The organism is Mycobacterium sp. IS-1496, assembly GCF_001499995.1.
GTDB lineage: Bacteria > Actinomycetota > Actinomycetes > Mycobacteriales > Mycobacteriaceae > Mycobacterium.
The window spans coordinates 33,460-51,491 of the sequence record NZ_LQIU01000056.1 but is presented as its reverse complement, the minus strand read 5'-3'; the positions used below and the strand labels follow the sequence as shown (position 1 = coordinate 51,491).

Below are 18,032 nucleotides of genomic sequence, written 5' to 3'. Positions count from 1 at the left end.
CGCCGGAGGATGCGACTGTGCGTGCGCGGGGTGGTGCAGGGTGTCGGATTCCGGCCCTTCGTGTACACCACCGCGACGGCGCTCGGACTGACCGGATCGGTGCGCAACGACAGCGCAGGCGCGGTCGTCGAGATCGAGGGGGCGCCCGACGCCGTGGCCGCCTTCCTCGAGCGCCTGCGCACCCGCCCGCCACCGCTGGCCGTCGTGGAAGCCGTTGACACCGAGGAGCTTCCACCCACCGGCGGCACGGGTTTCTTCATCGCCGACACCTCGCGCGGAGGCGGCCGCACACTGGCGTCTCCGGATGTCGCGATGTGCGCCCGGTGCGCCGCCGAACAACGCGACCCCGCCGACCGGCGCTACCGGCATCCCTTCGTCAACTGCACCGACTGTGGGCCCCGGTTCACCATCATCGCCTCACTGCCCTACGACCGCGCCGCCACCTCGATGGCCGGCTTCCCGATGTGCGCGGACTGCGCCCGCGAATACGCCGACCCGACCGACCGCCGTTTCCACGCACAGCCCGTGTGCTGCCCCGACTGCGGCCCGACACTGACCTTCCGTGACGCCGACGGACAGCACACCACGGGTGAGGACGGCCTGCGCAGGGCCCGGCGGCTCCTTCGCGACGGAGGCGTGGTCGCGGTCAAGGGCATCGGCGGGTACCACCTGGCCTGCGATGCGCACAGCGACACCGCGGTGACCGAGCTACGACGCCGGAAACGGCGCGGGGACAAACCCTTCGCGGTCATGGTGCCCGACCTGGCCACCGCGAATCGGATCGCCGCGCTCGACGACGCGGCCCGACAGCTGTTGAGCGGACCCCAGCGGCCGATCGTGCTGGCGCCGCGACGGACACCGACGCCGGTCGCAGACGCGGTGGCGCCGGGAAATCCGGACCTCGGTGTGCTGCTGGCGTATTCGCCGCTGCACGCACTGCTGTTCGGGCTGCCCGGCGACGACCCGGGCCCCCAGGTTCTGGTGATGACCTCGGGCAACCTCTCCGGGGAACCGCTCTGCCACACCGACGGGGACGCCGTCGCCCGGCTTACCGGACTCGCCGACGGCTGGCTGATGCACGACCGCGAGATCCGGGTTCCCTGTGACGATTCGGTGGTCCGGATGGTCGACGGCGCCGAACTCCCGATCCGCCGGTCCCGCGGTTACGCCCCGCTGCCGGTCGCCCTGCCCGTCGCGGTGGCGCCGACGCTGGCCTGCGGCGCCGACCTGAAGAACACCATGGCCGTCGCCGACGGCCGCTACGCCTGGCTCAGCCAGCACATCGGCGACATGGACGACGTCGCGACGCTCTCGGCGTTCGGCACCGCCGAACGGCATCTGCGGGCACTGACCGGCGTGGCGCCGCAGATCGTGGCCGCCGACGCCCACCCGCGGTACCGGTCGAGCCAGTGGGCCCGCCGACACGCCGGCGGCCGGCCGGTGCGGGCGGTGCAGCACCACCACGCCCACATCGCCGCGGTGATGGCCGAGCACGGGCTCGACGGTTCGGCGCCCGTCCTCGGATTCGCGTTCGACGGAACCGGTTACGGGCCCGACGGCGCGGTGTGGGGCGGTGAGGTGCTGCTCGCCGACTACAAGGGATACCGCCGGATCGCGGCGCTGAAATACGTCCCACTGGCCGGCGGTGACGTCAGCGTGCTGCGGCCCTACCGCATGGCGCTCGCGCACCTGTGGGCGGCCGGGGTGGCGTGGGCCGATGACCTGCCACCGGTGCGGGCGTGTCCCGCCGACGAGCGGCGGGTGCTGCGCCACCAGCTGGAGACCAGCCTGAACTGCGTGCCCACCTCCAGCATGGGGCGGTTGTTCGACTGCGTCGCCGCGCTGGCGGGCGTCCGGCAGACCGTCGACTTCGAGGCCCAGGCGGCGATCGAACTCGAGTCGCTCGCCCGCACCGTCGGCCACGATGCCGCGCCGTACACGTTCACCGCGGCCGACGCGTCGGCCCCGGCGCGCATCGACGCCACCGCCGTGATCGCGGCGATCGTCGCCGACCACCGGCGCGGCACCCCGCCCGCGGTGATCGCCTGGCGATTCCACCGCGCGGTCGCCGACCTCGTCGTGCGGTTCGCCGAGGGCACCGGCGGTCCCGTGGCGCTGTCCGGCGGAGTGTTCCAGAACCCCCTGCTGCTGCGCATGACGTTGCGCGGGTTGGCTGCCCGCGGCATCGAGGCGCTGACCCACCGGCGGGTGCCGCCGAACGACGGCGGTATCGCACTGGGCCAGCTGATGGTGGCCAACGCAGGGTGACGGCCGGAGTAGAGAAGGAGTCTCGCATGTGTCTTGCGGTACCGGGAAAGATCGACAGTGTCGCCGACCGTGACGGCACGCTGATGGCCGTCGTGGACTTCGGCGGCGTCAAGAAGGACGTATGCCTGCAGTACATCCCGGATGCACAGGTCGGGCAGTACGTCGTGGTGCACGTCGGATTCGCGATCCAGCGACTCGACGAGGAATCGGCCATGCGCACACTGCGGGAGTTCGAACACCTCGGTGTGCTCGACGAGGAGTTCGGTGACGGCTTCGAACTCGCCGCACGACAGGCCGGTCTGGCCAACCCGAATGGTGAGAGGGCACAGAAATGAAGTATCTCGACGAATTCAGCGACCCACAGCTCGCGGGCAAGCTGATCGAGCAGATCAAGTCCGTCACGACGCGGCGCTGGTCGATCATGGAAGTCTGTGGCGGCCAGACCCATTCGATCATCCGCCACGGGATAGACCAGCTGCTCCCCGATCAGATCGAGATGATCCACGGGCCGGGCTGCCCGGTGTGCGTCACCCCGCTGGAGATCATCGACAAGGCGCTCGAGATCGCGTCGCGTCCCGAGGTCATCTTCTGTTCCTTCGGCGACATGCTGCGTGTGCCCGGCAGCGACAGCGACCTCTTCCGGATCAAGAGCCGCGGCGGTGACGTGCGGGTGGTGTATTCACCACTCGACGCGCTCTCGGTGGCCAAGGACAACCCGGACCGTCAGGTGGTGTTCTTCGGCATCGGCTTCGAGACCACCGCCCCGGCCAACGCGATGACCGTCTACCAGGCCAAGAGACTGGGCATCCCGAATTTCTCGCTCCTGGTGTCGCACGTCCTCGTCCCGCCGGCGATCTCGGCGATCATGGAGTCGCCCACCTGCCGCGTGCAGGCGTTCCTCGCCGCCGGCCACGTCTGCTCGGTGATGGGCACCGACGAGTACCCGCCGCTGTGTGAGAAGTACCGAATCCCCATCGTCGTCACCGGTTTCGAACCGCTCGACATCCTCGAAGGCATCCGGCGCACGGTCGTGCAACTCGAGGCGGGCCGACACGAACTGGAGAACGCCTATCCGCGCGCGGTGCGCGCCGAGGGGAACCAGGCGGCCAAGGCCATGCTGACCGACGTCTTCGAGATCACCGACCGCAGCTGGCGCGGCATCGGGATGATCCCGCGCAGTGGCTGGCGGCTGTCCCCCGCCTACCGGGAGTTCGACGCGGAGTACCGCTTCGCGGTGACCGGCATCCACACCGACGAGTCCACGTTGTGCCGGTCGGGAGAAGTGTTGCAGGGTCTGATCAAACCGCACGAGTGCGCCGCGTTCGGCACGGTGTGCACACCGCGTAACCCGCTGGGCGCCACGATGGTCTCGTCCGAGGGCGCCTGCGCGGCCTACTACCTCTACCGGCGCCTCGAGGTCAGCCATGCGTGACGAGCAGGGCGCCACCGTCGACGCGGCGGCCGTCGACATGGAGAGCTGGGTGTGCCCGGCGCCGCTGCGGGACGCGCCGAACATCGTCATGGGTCACGGCGGTGGCGGCGCGATGTCGGGCGAGCTGATCGAGCATCTGTTCCTGCCCGCGTTCGGCCCGGCCGCCGACGCGGCGATGGGTGACTCGGCCATCGTCCCGGTCGGCGGTACCCGGTTGGCGTTCTCCACCGATTCGTTCGTCGTCAAGCCGATCGTCTTCCCGGGCGGCACGATCGGCGACCTGGCGGTCAACGGCACGGTCAACGACCTCGCGATGGCCGGCGCGGCGCCGTTGGCGCTGTCGACGGCCTTCATCCTCGAGGAGGGCACCGCACTCGACGACCTGGCGCGGGTCGCCCACGCGGTCGGCACCGCGGCGATGGCCGCCGGGGTGAAACTCGTCACCGGCGACACCAAGGTGGTCGACTCCGGGCACGGCGACGGGATCTACGTCAACACCAGCGGCATCGGGGTGATCGACCCGCGCGTCGACATCCGTCCGCAGCGCGCCGCCGAAGGCGACGCGGTCATTGTCAGCGGCGACATCGGTGTGCACGGAGTCGCGGTGATGAGCTGCCGCGAAGGTCTGGAGTTCGCGACCAGCGTCGCCAGCGACACCGCGCCACTGCACGGTCTGGTCGCGGCCATGATCGACACCGGCGCCGACATCCACACACTGCGCGACCCCACCCGCGGTGGAATGGCCGCCACGCTCAACGAGATCGCGAAGGCGGCCGGGGTGGGCATCGTGCTCGACGAACGGGCGATTCCGGTACCGCCGCAGGTCCGCGACGCCTGCGGCCTGCTGGGCCTGGACCCGATGTACGTGGCCAACGAGGGCAAGCTGGTGGCCTTCGTGCCGGCCGGCGACGCCGATCGGGTGCTCGAGGCGATGCACGCGCATCCACTCGGCGCCCGGGCCGCCGTCGTCGGGTCCTGCGTCACCGACCACCCCGGTATGGTCGTCGCGCGCACCGCGCTGGGCGGGACGCGCGTGGTGGATCTGCCCATCGGCGAACAACTTCCGCGGATCTGCTGACATGCCCCTTCGAACCCGGCACGACGGCCACACCCTGTTCGCGCAGTACGCCTACCCGCCCAACGAACTCGGGTACTGCGGCCCCGTGGGCCTCACGGCACCTCAGGCAGGCGCCGACCTGGGGGCCCGGGCCGGCGAATTCGACGGCGCCTGGCCGTATCTGGCGGCGCTCGCCGCCGCCGCAGGCACCGATATCCTCGACGGTGACGTCGTGCACGACTACTGGATCGGTGGCGCGCTGTTGGACGCGGTCGACCCCGGCCGACTCCTGACGGCGCTGCGGCGCGCATTCCGCGGACAGGTCACCGGTCTGCTCGACGCGGTGCCCGCCACCGGTCACGTCAGATGCCATCACAGCTTCCACGTGTTCGTCGTCTATCCGTGGATCCGCTTCCTCGACCGTGACCCGGCGACTCCGCTGCACATCCTGCAGAACTGCCGAATCCGATGGGGCACAGTCGAATCGGTGAGCGATGACCATGCCGCACTGGTGTCGCGCCCGTTGACGCTCGACGGAGCCACACTGGCCCTCGGCGCCGCCACCGGCGAACACGTGCGCTGGCGCCGAGACGGCGATTCGCTGATATCCGCACCACGGCCCGGTGACCGCGTCGCCGCGCACTGGGACTGGGCCTGCGGCACCCTGACCGACGACGACGTCGCCGCGCTGACCGCCGCGACGCAGGCGACCCTCGATCTCGTCAACGACGTTCGCACCCTCGAGAGGAGTTGAGATGAGCACCTCGAACGAACACCTGTCCGAGGAATCGCAGGAACAGCGCGGTGCGCCGGGCTCGCGGGACACCGGTTCGGACACGCCGTCGGGCGGTCCGGCCGACCGGCCGTCGGGCACATTGCGCGGCGACGAAACGGTGCCCGCCTACGCCGAGGAGGGCAGGCCCGGTCAGACCGGCGGCGAGAAGACCGAGGCGGCGCCGTCGGACGCGAAACCCGCCGTTCCGCCGTACGAGGGCCGCCAGGAGACGGCGAAACCGGACACCGGCACCGACGGCGGCGACGCGCGCACGGGCGGCGCGGTGAAACCAGGGACGGACACCGAGTACAAGGACCCGTCACCGCACGCCACGCCCGGCGGAGCGACGTCCTCCCCGGCCGACGAACAACCCGCGGCCGGCATGCCCGAGTCCGACCGGGACGACGACGCGGTCGGCCCGGCGCACTCCACCGGCACCGGGCGGGGCGAGGACAAGATCTGACCGGTTGTCACCACTGGTCACGCGGGACGTCGAAGTCGGCGCACAGCGCCCGCCACACGTCGCGCGGTTCGACGCCGTCCTCGATGGCCTGGGCCGCGGTGCGCCCGCCGAGTCCACTCAGCACGTGGTCGACGAGCAGCGATCGGCCACGGATGGTGCCGAACTGGCCGTCGACGAGTTCGCGGAATTCCGTCAGTCGCACGACACCAAATTACGCGAGCGCGCCGTGACACACGCGGACCGGATCGGTGACCTGGCCCGCGGTCGCCGCCGCCGACCGGGCCGCCGCCCGGTAGCCCGGATCGTCGAGAACCCCGCGCACCGCCGTCGCCAGCGCGTCCGCGCTCAGCGGCCGGACCAGCCGCGCACTGCCTTGACGCACAACCCGATTGGCGATCTCCCACTGATCACCGCCGCCCGGCACCACCACCATCGGCACCCCGGCCAGCAGCGTCTTGGCCACCATGCCATGGCCGCCGCCGCAGATCACCACGTCGGCGTGGGTGAGCAGCTCGTCCTGCCGGCCCAGCCCGACGACCGCCCAGGGTGGCACCGCGCCGTCGGGCCCCGACAGGCGGGAGACCACGACCCGCGCACCGGCGGGCAGGACCTCCCCAGGTGTCAGCGCCTCCAACGCGACCTCGGCGACGCCCCGCTCTCCCGTACTCGCCGTCGACGGCGCGACCAGCACCACCGGACCGTCACCGGGCGGCACCGCCAACACCTGCGAGGTCGGCTCGAAATGCAACGGACCCACCAGCACCGCCTCGGCAGGCCAGTCCGGGCGGGGCACCTCGAGCGCGGGCAGCGTGGCGATCAGCCGTCGCAGCGGGCCGGGATCGTCGGCGGGCAGGCCGATACCGGCCCGCGCCTCGGCGCGCTGCCGCAACCCCTCCCGCCACGATCGCGCGGTCAGCGCCCGCATCACGGTGTCGCGTAACCGGCCGCGCAGCCCCACCCCGGGGGCGAGTCCGCTGCCCAGTGGAGGCAGCCCCTTCGACGGACGGTAGAGGGGGTGCGGGTTCAGTTCGACCCAGGGCAGGCCGAGCAGCTCCGCGGCCAGGCCTCCACAAGCGGTGATCACGTCGGACACCACGAGGTCCGGCGCGAGCGCCTCGATCACCGGGACGTTGAGCACCGCCATCCGCGCGGCCCGCTGATGGATCTTGGCGCCGGCGTCGGAATCGTCGTCCACCGTGGTCGGATCCAGCCCGAGCAGTTCCTCGGCCGCCAGTCCCGCAGCCCGCGCGGTGTCGAGCCACTCGACCCCGGTGAGCAGCGTCGGCTCGTCACCGGCCGCCGCGAACTTGCGGCACAACGCGATGGCGGGAAACGCGTGACCAGGGTCGGGACCCGCGACGACGGCGACACGCACCCGCCCACCCTGCCACAACGATTTCGCTGGGGAAGCACGCAGGGGACGGACTACCCTGGCCACCATGACCGAATCGAGCAACGGCTCCACCTCGGCCCTGCAGAGCACGACCAACGCGCGCACGGTCGAGAACTTCCTCTTCGCGCTGCAGGACGACGATTTCGACACCGCCGAATCGCTGATGGCCGACCACATCGCCTGGCAGAACGTCGGGTTCCCCACCATCCGCGGTCGCCAGCGCATCAGCAAGCTTTTCCGCAGCGGGCAGGGACGGATGCAGTTCGGCGTCAAATTCCACCGCATCGCCGCCGAAGGTGACACGGTGCTCACCGAACGCACCGACGTCCTGGTGTTCGGACCGGTGCGGGTGCAGTTCTGGGTCTGCGGCGTCTTCGAGGTGCACGCGGGGCAGATCACGCTCTGGCGGGACTACTTCGACAAGCTGGGCTTCCTGGGGGCGGCCGTCCGCGGTCTGCTGGCCGTGCCGTTCCCGGCGCTGCGCACCACCCTCTAGGGGTCAGGCGCCACGGCGTAGGTGGCCCAGTTCGTCGAACGCCTGCGCCCAGCCCTGCAGCCGGTCGGTGGCGTTGACCAGTTCGTCGCGGTAGCGCCGGCCATGCATCGGCGAACTCGACATCGGGCCGTTGTTGGCCGCCGAGACGAGTTGCGCTGCGGCGTCGACCATCTCGTGGTACTGCCGCACACCCTGATCCATCTGGGCGGCGAACGCCCACACCGTCGACTGCAGATGGGCGCGCGACTGCGGCGCCGAGGCCATGGCGCGTTCCATCGAGACCACCTCGGCCGCGGTGGCGGCCATGGTCGCCGCACTCTGCCGGGCCGCCGTCGTCAGCTCCCGCAGTTCGTCCTGCGGCAGCATCCGGCCCCGCTCCATCACCCCGAGCAAGGAGAACAACCCCCGCTCGGCGGACGTCAGCGCGGCCATCGGCGCCCGCGCGGCCGAGTTGTACGGCGGTAGCCGGCGCGACCCGCGTACGCGGGCGGGCGGCAGCGGTTCGGCGCGCAACCAGCGGTAACGCAGCAGCAGCAGCGTGGCGGGGAACATGGCGCCGGCCGCGATAGCCCCGGTGATGATGAAGACCCAGAACGGCGTGCTCCATGCGGCCAGCACGGCGGTGACCAGGATCCAGAACACGCTGGTCACCGTGAAGAACAGCCCGAACCGCAACGCCCAGCGCCGCTTACGCAGCAGCTTGGCCCGCGGGTCGGCGGCGGCGTGCAGTCTGTCGGCCACGACGTCGGACAGTTCGGCAGCGGTGTCCACCCCGCGCTGCAGCATCGAGCGCCACGCCGTCGGGGCCTGTCTGGTCTGCGTCTTCACTGCCTCACCTCGCGAGAACTACTGTGACAACGGGTTTTCCGGCGTCGGCTGAGCCGGGTTGGCGGCCGGGGTGGCCGGGTTGGCCGCCGGGGTGGCGCCACCGGACGGCAGGGCCTCGCCGCGCATCGACGCGCGGATCTGTTCCAGCCGCGAGTGGCCGGCCATCTGCACGCTGGCCTGCTGGACCTCGAGCATGCGGCCCTGCACGGAGTTCTGTGCGAGCTCGGCCTCGCCCATCGCGTTGGCGTAGCGCCGCTCGATCTTCTGACGCACCTCGTCGAGGCTCGGCGTGGTGCCCGGGGCCGCCAGCTCGCTCATGGACCGCAGCGAGGAGCTGACCTGCTCCTGCATCTTGGCCTGCTCGAGCTGGCTGAGCAGCTTGGTGCGCTCGGCGATCTTCTGTTGCAGCATCATCGCGTTCTGCTCGACGGCCTTCTTGGCCTGGCCGGCGGCCTGCAGCGCCTGGTCGTGCAGCGTCTTGAGGTCCTCGACGCTCTGCTCGGCGGTCACCAGCTGGGCGGCGAACGCCTCGGCGGCGTTGTTGTACTCGGTGGCCTTGGCGGTGTCGCCGTTCGCGACCGCCTGATCAGCCAGCGTCAGCGCCTGGCGCACGTTGACCTGCAGCTTCTCGATGTCGGCGAGTTGGCGGTTCAACCGCATCTCCAGCTGGCGCTGGTTGCCGATGACCTGGGCGGCCTGCTGGGTCAGTGCCTGGTGCTGGCGCTGCGCCTCCTCGATGGCCTGCTGGATCTGCACCTTCGGATCGGCGTACTCGTCGACCTTCGAGCTGAACAGCGCCATCACATATTTCCACGCCTTGACGAACGGGTTGGCCATCGCTTCACTCCGCCTTCGGGTCTTGTCGACTGTGTTCTGGTGCCAACTTATCGGTTCTGCGCACGGCGCCACAGCCCCGTCGGCATATGGGGGACGTGTCAGGCCACCGCCATCGACACGGCCTGCGGAATCACGACCTTCGTCGTCACGTCGATGTTCGGGCCACGCGCGGCGGCCAGTTCCTGATGTGCCAGTTCCTCGCCCGCATCGGAGAGCACCCGCGACAGCGGTACCTCGAGCGCCCCGCAGATCGCGCTGAGCAGTTCGCTCGACGCTTCCTTGCGACCGCGTTCGACCTCGGAGAGGTAGCCCAGGCTGACCCGGGCGGTGTCGGAGACTTCCCGCAGGGTGCGGCCCTGCGACGTGCGGGCGCGGCGCAGCACGTCGCCGATCACCTCGCGCAACAATGCCGCCATCGTGCCCTCCTTCGTCGGCTGGGTTGCTACCTGCACAACGCGGCGGACGGCGACGCGGTTCCCAGCCGGGGAAGAGTTTCAGATCACTGGGCTTCGACGAGCGCGCGCAGGTGGGTGATCGCTTCGTCGACCGCCGCCTTGCGGATGTCCCAGCGCGAACCGCTCAGCCGCAGTTCGACCACCTCGGTGTCGACCGGTCCGGCCAGGCCCAGGAATACGGTGCCCACAGGATGGCCACCGTGCGGTTCCGGTCCGGCCACCCCGGTCAGCCCCACGCCCCAGGTGGCCCCGCACCGCTGCCGTGCGCCGACCGCGAGCGCCCGCGCGGTCGGGGCGGCGACGGGTCCGACGGCGTCGAGGACCTGGGGGGCCACCCCGGCGAGGGAGATCTTGGTGTCCTCGACGTAGGTGACCAGACCGCCGCGGAGCACCGCACTGGAGCCGGGGACACCGGCCAGCGTCGCGCTGAGCAGACCGGCGGTCAGCGACTCGGCGGTCGCGACGCTCTGATGGCGCACGGTCAGGTCGGCGACCAGTGCGCGGGCATCGTCAGTGAGCAGCGGGTCGTTCACGGGAGTCCCGGATCGCCGACACCACGTAGTCCAGCCCGGTGAGCAGGGTCAGCACGACCGCGGCCACCATGATCACCCAGGCCACCGCGAGCCACGGCCCGGGCCAGGCAGCCAGGGGCAGCACGAACAGCCCGATCGCGACCGCCTGCACGAGCGTCTTGAGCTTGCCGCCGCGGCTGGCCGGGATCACCCCGTGGCGCAGCACCGCGAAACGCAGCACCGTGACCCCGAGTTCGCGGGCGAGGATGACGACGGTCACCCACCACGGCAGGTCCCCCAGCACCGACAGCCCGATCAGCGCGGCGCCGATCAGCGCCTTGTCGGCGATCGGGTCGGCGAGCGTGCCGAATTCGGTGACCATGCCGTAGCTGCGGGCCAGCGCACCGTCGAAGCGGTCCGTGATCACCGCCACCGCGAACACCACGAAAGCGACCACGCGCCAGTACGTTTCGTGGCCGTCGCCGACGAACAGCGCGGCGAGGAACACCGGTACGAGGAGGAAGCGCACGCCGGTCAGCACATTGGCGATGTTCGCCACTCGGGCGCGCGGCACCACCGGATCAGTAGGAGACGGGCCCGACACCGCAACAGAATATCGGTTGCCTCTGGCGATATTGTCGCAGCGTGAGCGCAGCCGACCAGAACCCGGCCGACGAGGTCGTCGTGCGCCGGGCGCGCACCTCCGACGTCCCGGCGATCAAGGGGCTCGTCGACATCTATGCCGGCAGGATCCTGCTCGAGAAGAACCTCGTCAACATCTACGAGGCGGTGCAGGAGTTCTGGGTCGCCGAACTGGGCGACGAACTGATCGGCTGCGGCGCCCTGCACGTGCTGTGGGCCGACCTCGGCGAGGTGCGCACGGTGGCGGTGCACCCGAAGGTCCGGGGCCGCGGGGTCGGGCATCTCATCGTCGAGCGACTGCTCGACGTGGCGCGCGAACTGCGTCTGGAGCGGATCTTCGTGCTCACCTTCGAGGTGGAGTTCTTCGCCCGCCACGGCTTCGCCGAGATCGACGGCACACCGGTCACCGCGGAGGTGTACGAGGAGATGTGCCGCTCCTACGACACCGGCGTCGCGGAGTTCCTCGACCTGTCGTATGTGAAGCCCAACATCCTGGGCAACACCCGAATGCTGCTCACCCTCTAGCGCGTCGGCTTCCGCCGAAACGAACACATGGGCGCCAAAGTGCGAGTGGCCGCCGCCATTTCGTCGATCTCGGCGTCAGAAGTCGTCCGCGGCGTCCGCCCCGTTCGCATCCGCCCCGCCGCGGATCAGCGCCAGCGTGCCCGCCAGCTCGTCGGGTTTGACCAGCACCTCGCGCGCCTTGGAGCCCTCCGAGGGGCCCACGATCCCGCGGGTCTCCATGAGGTCCATCAGGCGGCCCGCCTTGGCGAAGCCGACCCGCAGCTTGCGCTGCAGCATCGACGTGGAGCCGAACTGCGACGACACCACGAGCTCGACGGCCTGCAGGAACACGTCCATGTCGTCGCCGATGTCGGGGTCGACGTCCTTGCGCTCGCCGGCCTTGGCGGCGGTGACACCCTCGATGAACTCGGGCTCGGCCTGGTCCTTGGTCGCCGAGACGACGCCCTGGATCTCCTCGTCGGTGATGAACGCACCCTGCAGGCGGATCGGCTTGCCGGCGCCCATCGGCAGGAACAGCCCGTCGCCCATACCGATCAGCTTCTCCGCACCCGGCTGGTCCAGGATGACGCGGCTGTCGGTCAGCGACGAGGTGGCGAACGCCAGCCGGGACGGCACGTTGGTCTTGATCAGACCGGTGACGACGTCGACCGACGGCCGCTGGGTGGCCAGCACCAGGTGGATGCCGGCCGCGCGGGCCTTCTGGGTGATCCGCACGATCGCGTCCTCGACGTCGCGCGGGGCGGTCATCATCAGGTCGGCGAGCTCGTCGACGATCGCGAGGATATAGGGGTACGGCTTGTAGACCCGCTCGCTGCCCAGCGGCGCGGTGATCTCGCCCGACCGCACCTTCTCGTTGAAGACGTCGATGTGACGCACCCGCGAGGCCTGCATGTCCTGGTAGCGCTGCTCCATCTCCTCGACGAGCCAGGCCAGCGCGGCGGCGGCCTTCTTCGGTTCGGTGATGATCGGGGTGATCAGGTGCGGGATGCCCTCGTACGGCGTCAGTTCCACCATCTTCGGGTCGATCAGGATCATCCGGACCTCGTCCGGTGTGGCCCGCGCCAGCAGCGACACCAGCATCGAGTTGACGAAGCTCGACTTACCCGAACCCGTCGAGCCGGCGACCAGCAGGTGCGGCATCTTGGCCAGGTTGGCGGAGATGAAGTCACCCTCGATGTCCTTGCCCAGCCCGATCACCAACGGGTGGTGGTCGCGGCGGGTCGACGGTGCGGTGAGCACGTCGGCGAGACGCACCATCTCGCGGTCGGTGTTGGGCACCTCGATGCCGACGGCCGATTTCCCGGGGATGGGCGCCAGCATGCGGACGCTCTCGGTGGCCACCGCGTAGGCGATGTTGCGCTGCAGCGCGGTGATCTTCTCGACCTTCACACCGGGCCCGAGTTCGACCTCGTAGCGGGTGACCGTGGGCCCACGAGTGCAGCCGGTGACCGCGGCGTCGACCTTGAACTGCTGCAGCACCGAGTTGATCGCCTCGATCATGCGGTCGTTGGCCGAACTGCGCAGCTTCGGCGGATCCCCGGCGACCAGTAGGTCCAGCGACGGCAGTGTGTACGGCCCTTCGACGACACGGTCGAGCGACAGGGTCTCCTGCTCGTCGACCGGCTTCTTCTCGACGGGCGCCTTCTTGCGCTTGGGCTTGGCCTCGGCCGCGGGCGCGGCGGGCGCGGCGGGAACCTCGGGCAGCGTGGGCGCGTCGGCGTCCTGCGGGTCGAGCGGATAGTTGTCCATCGGCGAACCCGACGGCCAGAGCTGCTCGTCGCGCGAGGTCGCCGGATCGTCGTAGTAACCGTCCGAGAAGTCATCGGCCGCATCAGCATCGGCGTCGTCGTACTCGTCGTCGTAGTCGTATTCGTCGTATTCGTCGTAGTCCTCGTCGCTGTATCCGCGCGTGGAGAACATCGCCCGTACCGTCTCCGGCACTTCCCTGATCGTCGTTCCGGTGACCAGGAGCAGGCCGAACAGCACCCCGATGAACAGCAGCGGTGCGGCGATCCAGGCGGTGAGCCCGTCGGCGAGCGGACCGCCGATGGCGAAGCCGATGAAGCCGGCGGCGTGCTGCCGCTCCCCCGGGGCCTGCGGGGAGCCCGACCACAGGTGCCAGAGTCCCAGCGCGGGCAGCGTGATCATCGCCGTGCCCAGGATCAGGCGCGGACGGGCCCCGGGGTCGGGTTCGCTGCGCATCAGCACGACGGCGACGGCGGCGAGCACGACGGGAACGAGCACCACCGCATCACCGACGAGTGTGCGCAGCACCGTGTCGATCCACTGACCGACGGGACGGGCGGCGTCGAACCACGATCCGGCGGCCACCACCACCGCGATCCCCAGCAGCGCGAGGGCGATCCCGTCGCGGCGGTGTCCGGGTTCGATCTCGCGGGCCCGGCCGACCGAACGCGCCGTGCTGCCCGCCCCCCGCGCCAGCATCAACCACCCGGCACGCGCTCCCCGGCCGACCGCGGCGCCCGCCGCGCCGACGGGTGACGGATGGCGCCGCGGCGCGGGTTTGCGCCGGGGTGCGGGTTTCGTGGGCCGCCCCGGCCGGGCGCCACTCCGCGTTCCAGCCTTTGACCTGCTCGTACGGGCGCCGGAGCGGGCGACGGTCTTACCAGCCATGGGTGCCAGCCTAGTCGCAATAGCCCCACAATCACCATCAGCCACACGGGTCACAGAATGGTTTCACCTGCGTCTCAGCCGCGTCGCCATGAGTAGGCTGGACACCTGTCCGGTCTGGCCCGTCACTCATCGAGGAGTTCACCCACCCATGCCCGTCGTCGTCGTCGCCACCATGACCGCCAAACCCGAGTCCGTCGACACCGTGCGCGAGGCCTGCAGAAAAGCCATCGAGACGGTGCACGGCGAGCCGGGTTGCGACCTCTACTCACTGCACGAGGCCAATGGCACCTTCGTCTTCGTCGAGCAGTGGGCCGACGCGGAGGCGCTCAAGGCGCACAGCACCGCACCGGGCGTCACCACGCTGTTCGCTGAGGTCGGCGAACACCTCGACGGCGCCCCCGACATCAAGATGCTCGAGCCGATCCCGGCGGGCGATCCGGCCAAGGGTCAACTGCGGCCCTGATCGGAGTGACAGCAATGCGTCCACTCGAGGGCAAGGTCGCCTTCATCACCGGGGCGGCGCGCGGTCAGGGCCGCGCCCATGCGGTCCGCCTCGCATCCGACGGCGCCGACATCATCGCCGTCGACCTCTGCGACCAGATCGCCTCGGTGCCCTATCCCCTGGCCACCCCCGACGATTTGGCGGCCACGGTCAAGCTCGTCGAGGACACCGGCGCCCGCATCGTCGCCTCGCAGGCCGACGTCCGGGACCGCGCGGCGCTCAAGACCGCGCTGATCGACGGTGTGGAGCGCCTCGGCGGCCGACTCGACGTCGTCGTCGCCAACGCCGGGATCGCCCCGATGGCCGGCGAGGACGCCTGGCAGGACGTCATCGACGTCAACCTGACCGGGGTCTTCCACACCGTCGACGTCGCGATGCGGCCGATGATCAAGGCGGGTAACGGCGGCTCGATCGTGTTGACCAGTTCGGTGGCCGGCCTCGTCGGTCTGGCATCGCCGATGGCCGGCTCGATCGGCTACGCCGCCGCCAAGCACGGCATCGTGGGCATCATGCGCGTGTACGCGAACATCCTTGCCACGCACAGCATCCGGGTGAACTCGGTACATCCCGCCGGGGTGAACACACCGATGATCGACAACGAGTTCACCCGCAGCTGGCTCGAGGGCCTGGCGCAGGAGACGCAGGGCGCGCCCAGCATGACGAACGCGCTGCCGGTCCAGACACTCGACGTCGAGGACATCGCCGCCGCCGTCGCCTTCCTGGCGTCCGACGAGGCGCGCTACATCACGGGCGTCACGCTCCCGGTGGACGCGGGTTTCGTCAACAAGCGCTGACGGACGCTTGCGTTATCGCGTTACAACAACGACGCTTGGTGTCATGAAGCCGTTCATCGCCGGGGTCTTCGCGATCGCCGCGTCCATCGGGGGTCCCGCCGTCGCGTCCGCCGAGCCGGCGGGATGGGACATCAACGCCTACGTCGTCTGCACCGAGCAGTTGAAGTACGCGTTCGTCGGCGGCGACTTCACGCCGAACGGCCGGATGGACACCCCGGCGATGCACACCGCCTACCGCACATGCTGCGACGTGGCCGGCGGGGCGTACGTGCCCCAGCGCGACGGGTCCGGGTTCACCTGCACGGCGCCGACCGGCCGACCGGTGTGAGCTGACGACCTTTGGATCAGAGGTGATCCATCATGCGGGCCAACTCTGAACTCTCCAGGTACACGCACCGCGACGGGTAGTAGTGCGACCTGTTGTCCGGGAGCGTGTGCGGCTGCGGAAGCGTGAACACGTGGTGCGCGGCGGCGACGAACCGCCCGGTCGGGGCGGTCCACCAGTGCACCGACGGCTGCGCCGCGGTGGGCGCGTCGACCGTCACGACCACCGCTGTGCGCCGGTGCGCGCCGGCATTCGTGGTCGCACGCTGCCAGGGATGGATGAGTTGGTGAGCATTCATGGCGGTCCTCTCGCTCAACGCATCGACCAGCGATCGGTTATTGACGCTGTGGTCTCACCAAACCATCCGCAGGCCCCGAGAACCTCGTCCGAACGGGTGAAATCTCGCTGACCGGGGTCAGATCTCGATGACCGTCGGCACGATCATCGGCTGACGGCGGTACGTCTCGCCCACCCATTTGCCGACGGTGCGTCGCACCGCCTGGGCGATCCTGGCCGGCTCGGTGACCGTGTCGGCGGCGAGCCTCTCCAGCTCGTCCTCGACCTTGCGCGCGGCCGGTTCGAGCGCCTTCGGATCCTCGGAGAACCCGCGCGCCATCAGGTGTGCCGGCCCTGCCGGCCGGCCCGTCCCCCGGTGCACGACGACCGTGACCGCGACGAAACCCGAAGACAGGACGAGGCGCTCGCCCAGCGTGGTCTCGCCGACGTCACCGGTGACCAACCCGTCGACGAACATCTTCCCGACACCGACCGCACCGGCGATGCTCGCCTTCCCGGCCACCAGATCGACACTGACGCCGTTCTCCGCCAACACGATCGACTCGGGCGGGACCCCGGTGCGGGCGGCCAGCGCGGCGTTGGCGCGCAGGTGCCGCCAGGTCCCGTGCACAGGCATCACATTGCGCGGTTTGACACCGTTGTAGAGGAAGAGCAGCTCACCGGCGTAGGCGTGACCCGAGACATGCACGCGCGCATGGGCATTCGTGACCACCCTGGCGCCGATCTTGGACAGCGAGTCGATGACGCCGTAGACGGCCTCCTCGTTGCCGGGAATCAGCGACGAGGACAGGATGATCAGATCGCCTGCGGTCAGCGTGATGCTGCGGTGCTCACCGCGCGACATCCGCGACAGCGCCGACATGGGTTCGCCCTGCGTTCCGGTGGTGATCAACACGACCTTCTCCGCGGGCATCATCTCGGCGGCGCCGATGTCGAGCAGATCGCCGTCGTCGACCTTGAGATAACCCAGGTCGCGGGCGATGCCCATGTTGCGGACCATCGACCGGCCCACGAACGAGACCCGCCGACCCAGCGCCACCGCCGCGTCGATGATCTGCTGCACGCGGTCGACGTTGGAGGCGAAGCACGCCACGATCACGCGGCCGTCGGCGCCGCGGATCAGCCGGTGCAGGGTCGGGCCGATCTCGCTCTCCGACGGTCCGACCCCGGGGCGGTCGGCGTTGGTCGAATCACACAGGAACAGGTCGACCCCGGCGTCGCCGAGGCGTGACATCCCCGGCAGGTCGGTGGGCCGCCCGTCGAGCGGGAGCTGGTCGAGTTTGATGTCACCGGTGTGCAGCACCGTGCCTGCGCCGGTGTGCAGCGCGACGGCCAGGCAGCCCGGCACCGAGTGGTTGACCGCGAAGTACTGGCACTCGAAGACGCCGTGGGTGCTGCGCCGGCCTTCGGCGACCTCGACGAAATGCGGTTTGATCCGGTGTTCGCGGCACTTCTCGCGGACCAGCGCGAGGGTGAACTGCGATCCGACGACGGGGATGTCGGGGCGCAGTTTGAGCAGGAACGGCACGGCGCCGATGTGGTCTTCGTGCGCATGGGTGAGCACCAGCGCCTCGACGTCGTCGAGGCGGTCCTCGATGTGGCGCAGGTCCGGCAGGATCAGGTCCACGCCGGGTTCGTCGTGGCCGGGGAACAGCACGCCGCAGTCGATGATGAGCAGCCGGCCGAGGTGTTCGAAGACGGTCATGTTGCGACCGATCTCGCTGATCCCGCCGAGAGCGGTCACCCGCAAGCCGCCGACCGCGAGCGGGCCGGGTGCGATCAGATCGCTGTTCACGG

General features: G+C 70.1%; 21 protein-coding genes. 11 read left to right on the top strand and 10 right to left on the bottom strand.

Annotated features, from left to right (window positions below):
• The first annotated feature begins 9 nt into the window (after nucleotides 1-9).
• From hypF to AU195_RS21745, 6 genes are read left to right on the top strand one after another with little or no spacing between them, the layout of a single operon-like run.
• Nucleotides 10-2,268 (top strand): carbamoyltransferase HypF, encoded by a 2,259-nt coding sequence (gene hypF / locus AU195_RS21770; protein WP_059161109.1) that lies wholly within the window; start codon nucleotides 10-12, stop codon nucleotides 2,266-2,268.
• A gap of 26 nt (nucleotides 2,269-2,294) precedes the next feature.
• Nucleotides 2,295-2,603: a HypC/HybG/HupF family hydrogenase formation chaperone gene (locus AU195_RS21765; RefSeq protein WP_059161108.1), complete on the top strand. Its 309-nt coding sequence runs from the start codon at nucleotides 2,295-2,297 to the stop codon at nucleotides 2,601-2,603.
• Nucleotides 2,600-3,700, top strand: a complete 1,101-nt coding sequence (hypD, locus tag AU195_RS21760; protein ID WP_059161107.1) for a hydrogenase formation protein HypD — start codon at nucleotides 2,600-2,602, stop codon at nucleotides 3,698-3,700. Before AU195_RS21765 ends, hypD begins: the two co-directional genes overlap by 4 nt.
• Complete coding sequence (gene hypE, locus AU195_RS21755) at nucleotides 3,693-4,778, top strand: hydrogenase expression/formation protein HypE (protein WP_059161106.1); 1,086 nt, start codon at nucleotides 3,693-3,695, stop codon at nucleotides 4,776-4,778. The genes hypD and hypE overlap by 8 nt, the downstream gene beginning before the upstream one ends.
• 1 nt (nucleotide 4,779) lies before the next feature.
• Entirely contained in the window at nucleotides 4,780-5,511 is a 732-nt protein-coding gene (locus tag AU195_RS21750) for a DUF6390 family protein (protein WP_059161105.1), read from the top strand.
• Between the two features lies 1 nt (nucleotide 5,512).
• Nucleotides 5,513-5,995, top strand: a complete 483-nt coding sequence (locus tag AU195_RS21745; RefSeq protein WP_059161104.1) for a hypothetical protein — start codon at nucleotides 5,513-5,515, stop codon at nucleotides 5,993-5,995.
• Nucleotides 5,996-6,002: 7 nt separating this feature from the next.
• Here AU195_RS21745 and AU195_RS21740 read toward each other — a convergent pair whose 3' ends face one another.
• A complete protein-coding gene (locus AU195_RS21740) occupies nucleotides 6,003-6,197 on the bottom strand; it encodes a DUF3046 domain-containing protein (protein ID WP_059161103.1) in 195 nt (64 codons plus the stop codon).
• A gap of 9 nt (nucleotides 6,198-6,206) precedes the next feature.
• Nucleotides 6,207-7,370, bottom strand: a complete 1,164-nt coding sequence (locus tag AU195_RS21735; RefSeq protein ID WP_059161102.1) for a glycosyltransferase — start codon at nucleotides 7,368-7,370, stop codon at nucleotides 6,207-6,209.
• A 64-nt stretch (nucleotides 7,371-7,434) separates the two neighbouring features.
• On the opposite strand from AU195_RS21735, the gene AU195_RS21730 reads away from it, so the two are divergent.
• Nucleotides 7,435-7,884: a limonene-1,2-epoxide hydrolase family protein gene (locus AU195_RS21730; RefSeq protein ID WP_059161101.1), complete on the top strand. Its 450-nt coding sequence runs from the start codon at nucleotides 7,435-7,437 to the stop codon at nucleotides 7,882-7,884.
• A gap of 3 nt (nucleotides 7,885-7,887) precedes the next feature.
• Here the strand turns inward: AU195_RS21730 and pspM are convergent, their stop codons facing one another.
• From pspM to pgsA, 5 genes are all read right to left on the bottom strand, one after another.
• Nucleotides 7,888-8,670, bottom strand: a complete 783-nt coding sequence (gene pspM, locus AU195_RS21725; protein WP_502687371.1) for a phage shock envelope stress response protein PspM — start codon at nucleotides 8,668-8,670, stop codon at nucleotides 7,888-7,890.
• Nucleotides 8,671-8,730: 60 nt separating this feature from the next.
• Nucleotides 8,731-9,549, bottom strand: coding sequence for a phage shock protein PspA (pspA, locus tag AU195_RS21720; RefSeq protein WP_059161099.1), 819 nt, complete (start codon nucleotides 9,547-9,549; stop codon nucleotides 8,731-8,733).
• A gap of 98 nt (nucleotides 9,550-9,647) precedes the next feature.
• The gene (clgR, locus tag AU195_RS21715) at nucleotides 9,648-9,965 is read right to left on the bottom strand and encodes a transcriptional regulator ClgR (RefSeq protein WP_059161098.1); all 318 of its coding nucleotides are present in this window, start codon (nucleotides 9,963-9,965) and stop codon (nucleotides 9,648-9,650) included.
• Nucleotides 9,966-10,048: 83 nt separating this feature from the next.
• Nucleotides 10,049-10,537 (bottom strand): CinA family protein, encoded by a 489-nt coding sequence (locus tag AU195_RS21710; protein ID WP_059161097.1) that lies wholly within the window; start codon nucleotides 10,535-10,537, stop codon nucleotides 10,049-10,051.
• Nucleotides 10,515-11,120 carry a CDP-diacylglycerol--glycerol-3-phosphate 3-phosphatidyltransferase gene (pgsA, locus tag AU195_RS21705; protein ID WP_059161096.1) on the bottom strand — a complete coding sequence of 202 codons (606 nt, stop codon included), beginning with the start codon at nucleotides 11,118-11,120 and terminating at the stop codon, nucleotides 10,515-10,517. The genes AU195_RS21710 and pgsA overlap by 23 nt, the downstream gene beginning before the upstream one ends.
• A gap of 41 nt (nucleotides 11,121-11,161) precedes the next feature.
• On the opposite strand from pgsA, the gene AU195_RS21700 reads away from it, so the two are divergent.
• Nucleotides 11,162-11,683 (top strand): amino-acid N-acetyltransferase, encoded by a 522-nt coding sequence (locus AU195_RS21700; RefSeq protein WP_172800676.1) that lies wholly within the window; start codon nucleotides 11,162-11,164, stop codon nucleotides 11,681-11,683.
• Nucleotides 11,684-11,758: 75 nt separating this feature from the next.
• On the opposite strand, the gene AU195_RS21695 is transcribed toward AU195_RS21700, so the two are convergent.
• The gene (locus AU195_RS21695; RefSeq protein WP_172800675.1) at nucleotides 11,759-14,317 is read right to left on the bottom strand and encodes a DNA translocase FtsK; all 2,559 of its coding nucleotides are present in this window, start codon (nucleotides 14,315-14,317) and stop codon (nucleotides 11,759-11,761) included.
• 148 nt (nucleotides 14,318-14,465) lie between these two features.
• Here AU195_RS21695 and AU195_RS21690 point away from each other — a divergent pair, with 148 nt between their 5' ends.
• Genes AU195_RS21690 through AU195_RS21680 form a run of 3 tightly spaced genes read left to right on the top strand, consistent with a single transcriptional unit; the run spans nucleotide 14,466 to nucleotide 15,941 of the window.
• Nucleotides 14,466-14,780: a putative quinol monooxygenase gene (locus AU195_RS21690; RefSeq protein ID WP_059161094.1), complete on the top strand. Its 315-nt coding sequence runs from the start codon at nucleotides 14,466-14,468 to the stop codon at nucleotides 14,778-14,780.
• A 14-nt stretch (nucleotides 14,781-14,794) separates the two neighbouring features.
• On the top strand, nucleotides 14,795-15,613 hold the full coding sequence (locus tag AU195_RS21685; RefSeq protein WP_059161093.1) for a mycofactocin-coupled SDR family oxidoreductase: 819 nt from the start codon (nucleotides 14,795-14,797) through the stop codon (nucleotides 15,611-15,613).
• Nucleotides 15,614-15,656: 43 nt separating this feature from the next.
• Complete coding sequence (locus AU195_RS21680) at nucleotides 15,657-15,941, top strand: hypothetical protein (protein ID WP_059161092.1); 285 nt, start codon at nucleotides 15,657-15,659, stop codon at nucleotides 15,939-15,941.
• A gap of 16 nt (nucleotides 15,942-15,957) precedes the next feature.
• Here the strand turns inward: AU195_RS21680 and AU195_RS21675 are convergent, their stop codons facing one another.
• A complete protein-coding gene (locus AU195_RS21675; protein WP_059161091.1) occupies nucleotides 15,958-16,236 on the bottom strand; it encodes a hypothetical protein in 279 nt (92 codons plus the stop codon).
• A gap of 117 nt (nucleotides 16,237-16,353) precedes the next feature.
• Nucleotides 16,354-18,030, bottom strand: coding sequence for a ribonuclease J (locus AU195_RS21670; protein ID WP_059161090.1), 1,677 nt, complete (start codon nucleotides 18,028-18,030; stop codon nucleotides 16,354-16,356).
• Nucleotides 18,031-18,032 lie beyond the last annotated feature (2 nt).

Bases quoted from the DNA above. Each gene is read 5' to 3' on its own strand.
- hypF (WP_059161109.1), top strand. From the start codon at position 10: ATGCGACTGTGCGTGCGCGGGGTGGTGCAGGGTGTCGGATTCCGGCCC.
- AU195_RS21765 (WP_059161108.1), top strand. From the start codon at position 2,295: ATGTGTCTTGCGGTACCGGGAAAGATCGACAGTGTCGCCGACCGTGAC.
- hypD (WP_059161107.1), top strand. From the start codon at position 2,600: ATGAAGTATCTCGACGAATTCAGCGACCCACAGCTCGCGGGCAAGCTG.
- hypE (WP_059161106.1), top strand. From the start codon at position 3,693: ATGCGTGACGAGCAGGGCGCCACCGTCGACGCGGCGGCCGTCGACATG.
- AU195_RS21750 (WP_059161105.1), top strand. From the start codon at position 4,780: ATGCCCCTTCGAACCCGGCACGACGGCCACACCCTGTTCGCGCAGTAC.
- AU195_RS21745 (WP_059161104.1), top strand. From the start codon at position 5,513: ATGAGCACCTCGAACGAACACCTGTCCGAGGAATCGCAGGAACAGCGC.
- AU195_RS21730 (WP_059161101.1), top strand. From the start codon at position 7,435: ATGACCGAATCGAGCAACGGCTCCACCTCGGCCCTGCAGAGCACGACC.
- pspM (WP_502687371.1), bottom strand. From the start codon at position 8,670: ATGCTGCAGCGCGGGGTGGACACCGCTGCCGAACTGTCCGACGTCGTG.
- pspA (WP_059161099.1), bottom strand. From the start codon at position 9,549: ATGGCCAACCCGTTCGTCAAGGCGTGGAAATATGTGATGGCGCTGTTC.
- clgR (WP_059161098.1), bottom strand. From the start codon at position 9,965: ATGGCGGCATTGTTGCGCGAGGTGATCGGCGACGTGCTGCGCCGCGCC.
- AU195_RS21695 (WP_172800675.1), bottom strand. From the start codon at position 14,317: ATGGCTGGTAAGACCGTCGCCCGCTCCGGCGCCCGTACGAGCAGGTCA.
- AU195_RS21690 (WP_059161094.1), top strand. From the start codon at position 14,466: ATGCCCGTCGTCGTCGTCGCCACCATGACCGCCAAACCCGAGTCCGTC.
- AU195_RS21685 (WP_059161093.1), top strand. From the start codon at position 14,795: ATGCGTCCACTCGAGGGCAAGGTCGCCTTCATCACCGGGGCGGCGCGC.
- AU195_RS21680 (WP_059161092.1), top strand. From the start codon at position 15,657: ATGAAGCCGTTCATCGCCGGGGTCTTCGCGATCGCCGCGTCCATCGGG.
- AU195_RS21675 (WP_059161091.1), bottom strand. From the start codon at position 16,236: ATGAATGCTCACCAACTCATCCATCCCTGGCAGCGTGCGACCACGAAT.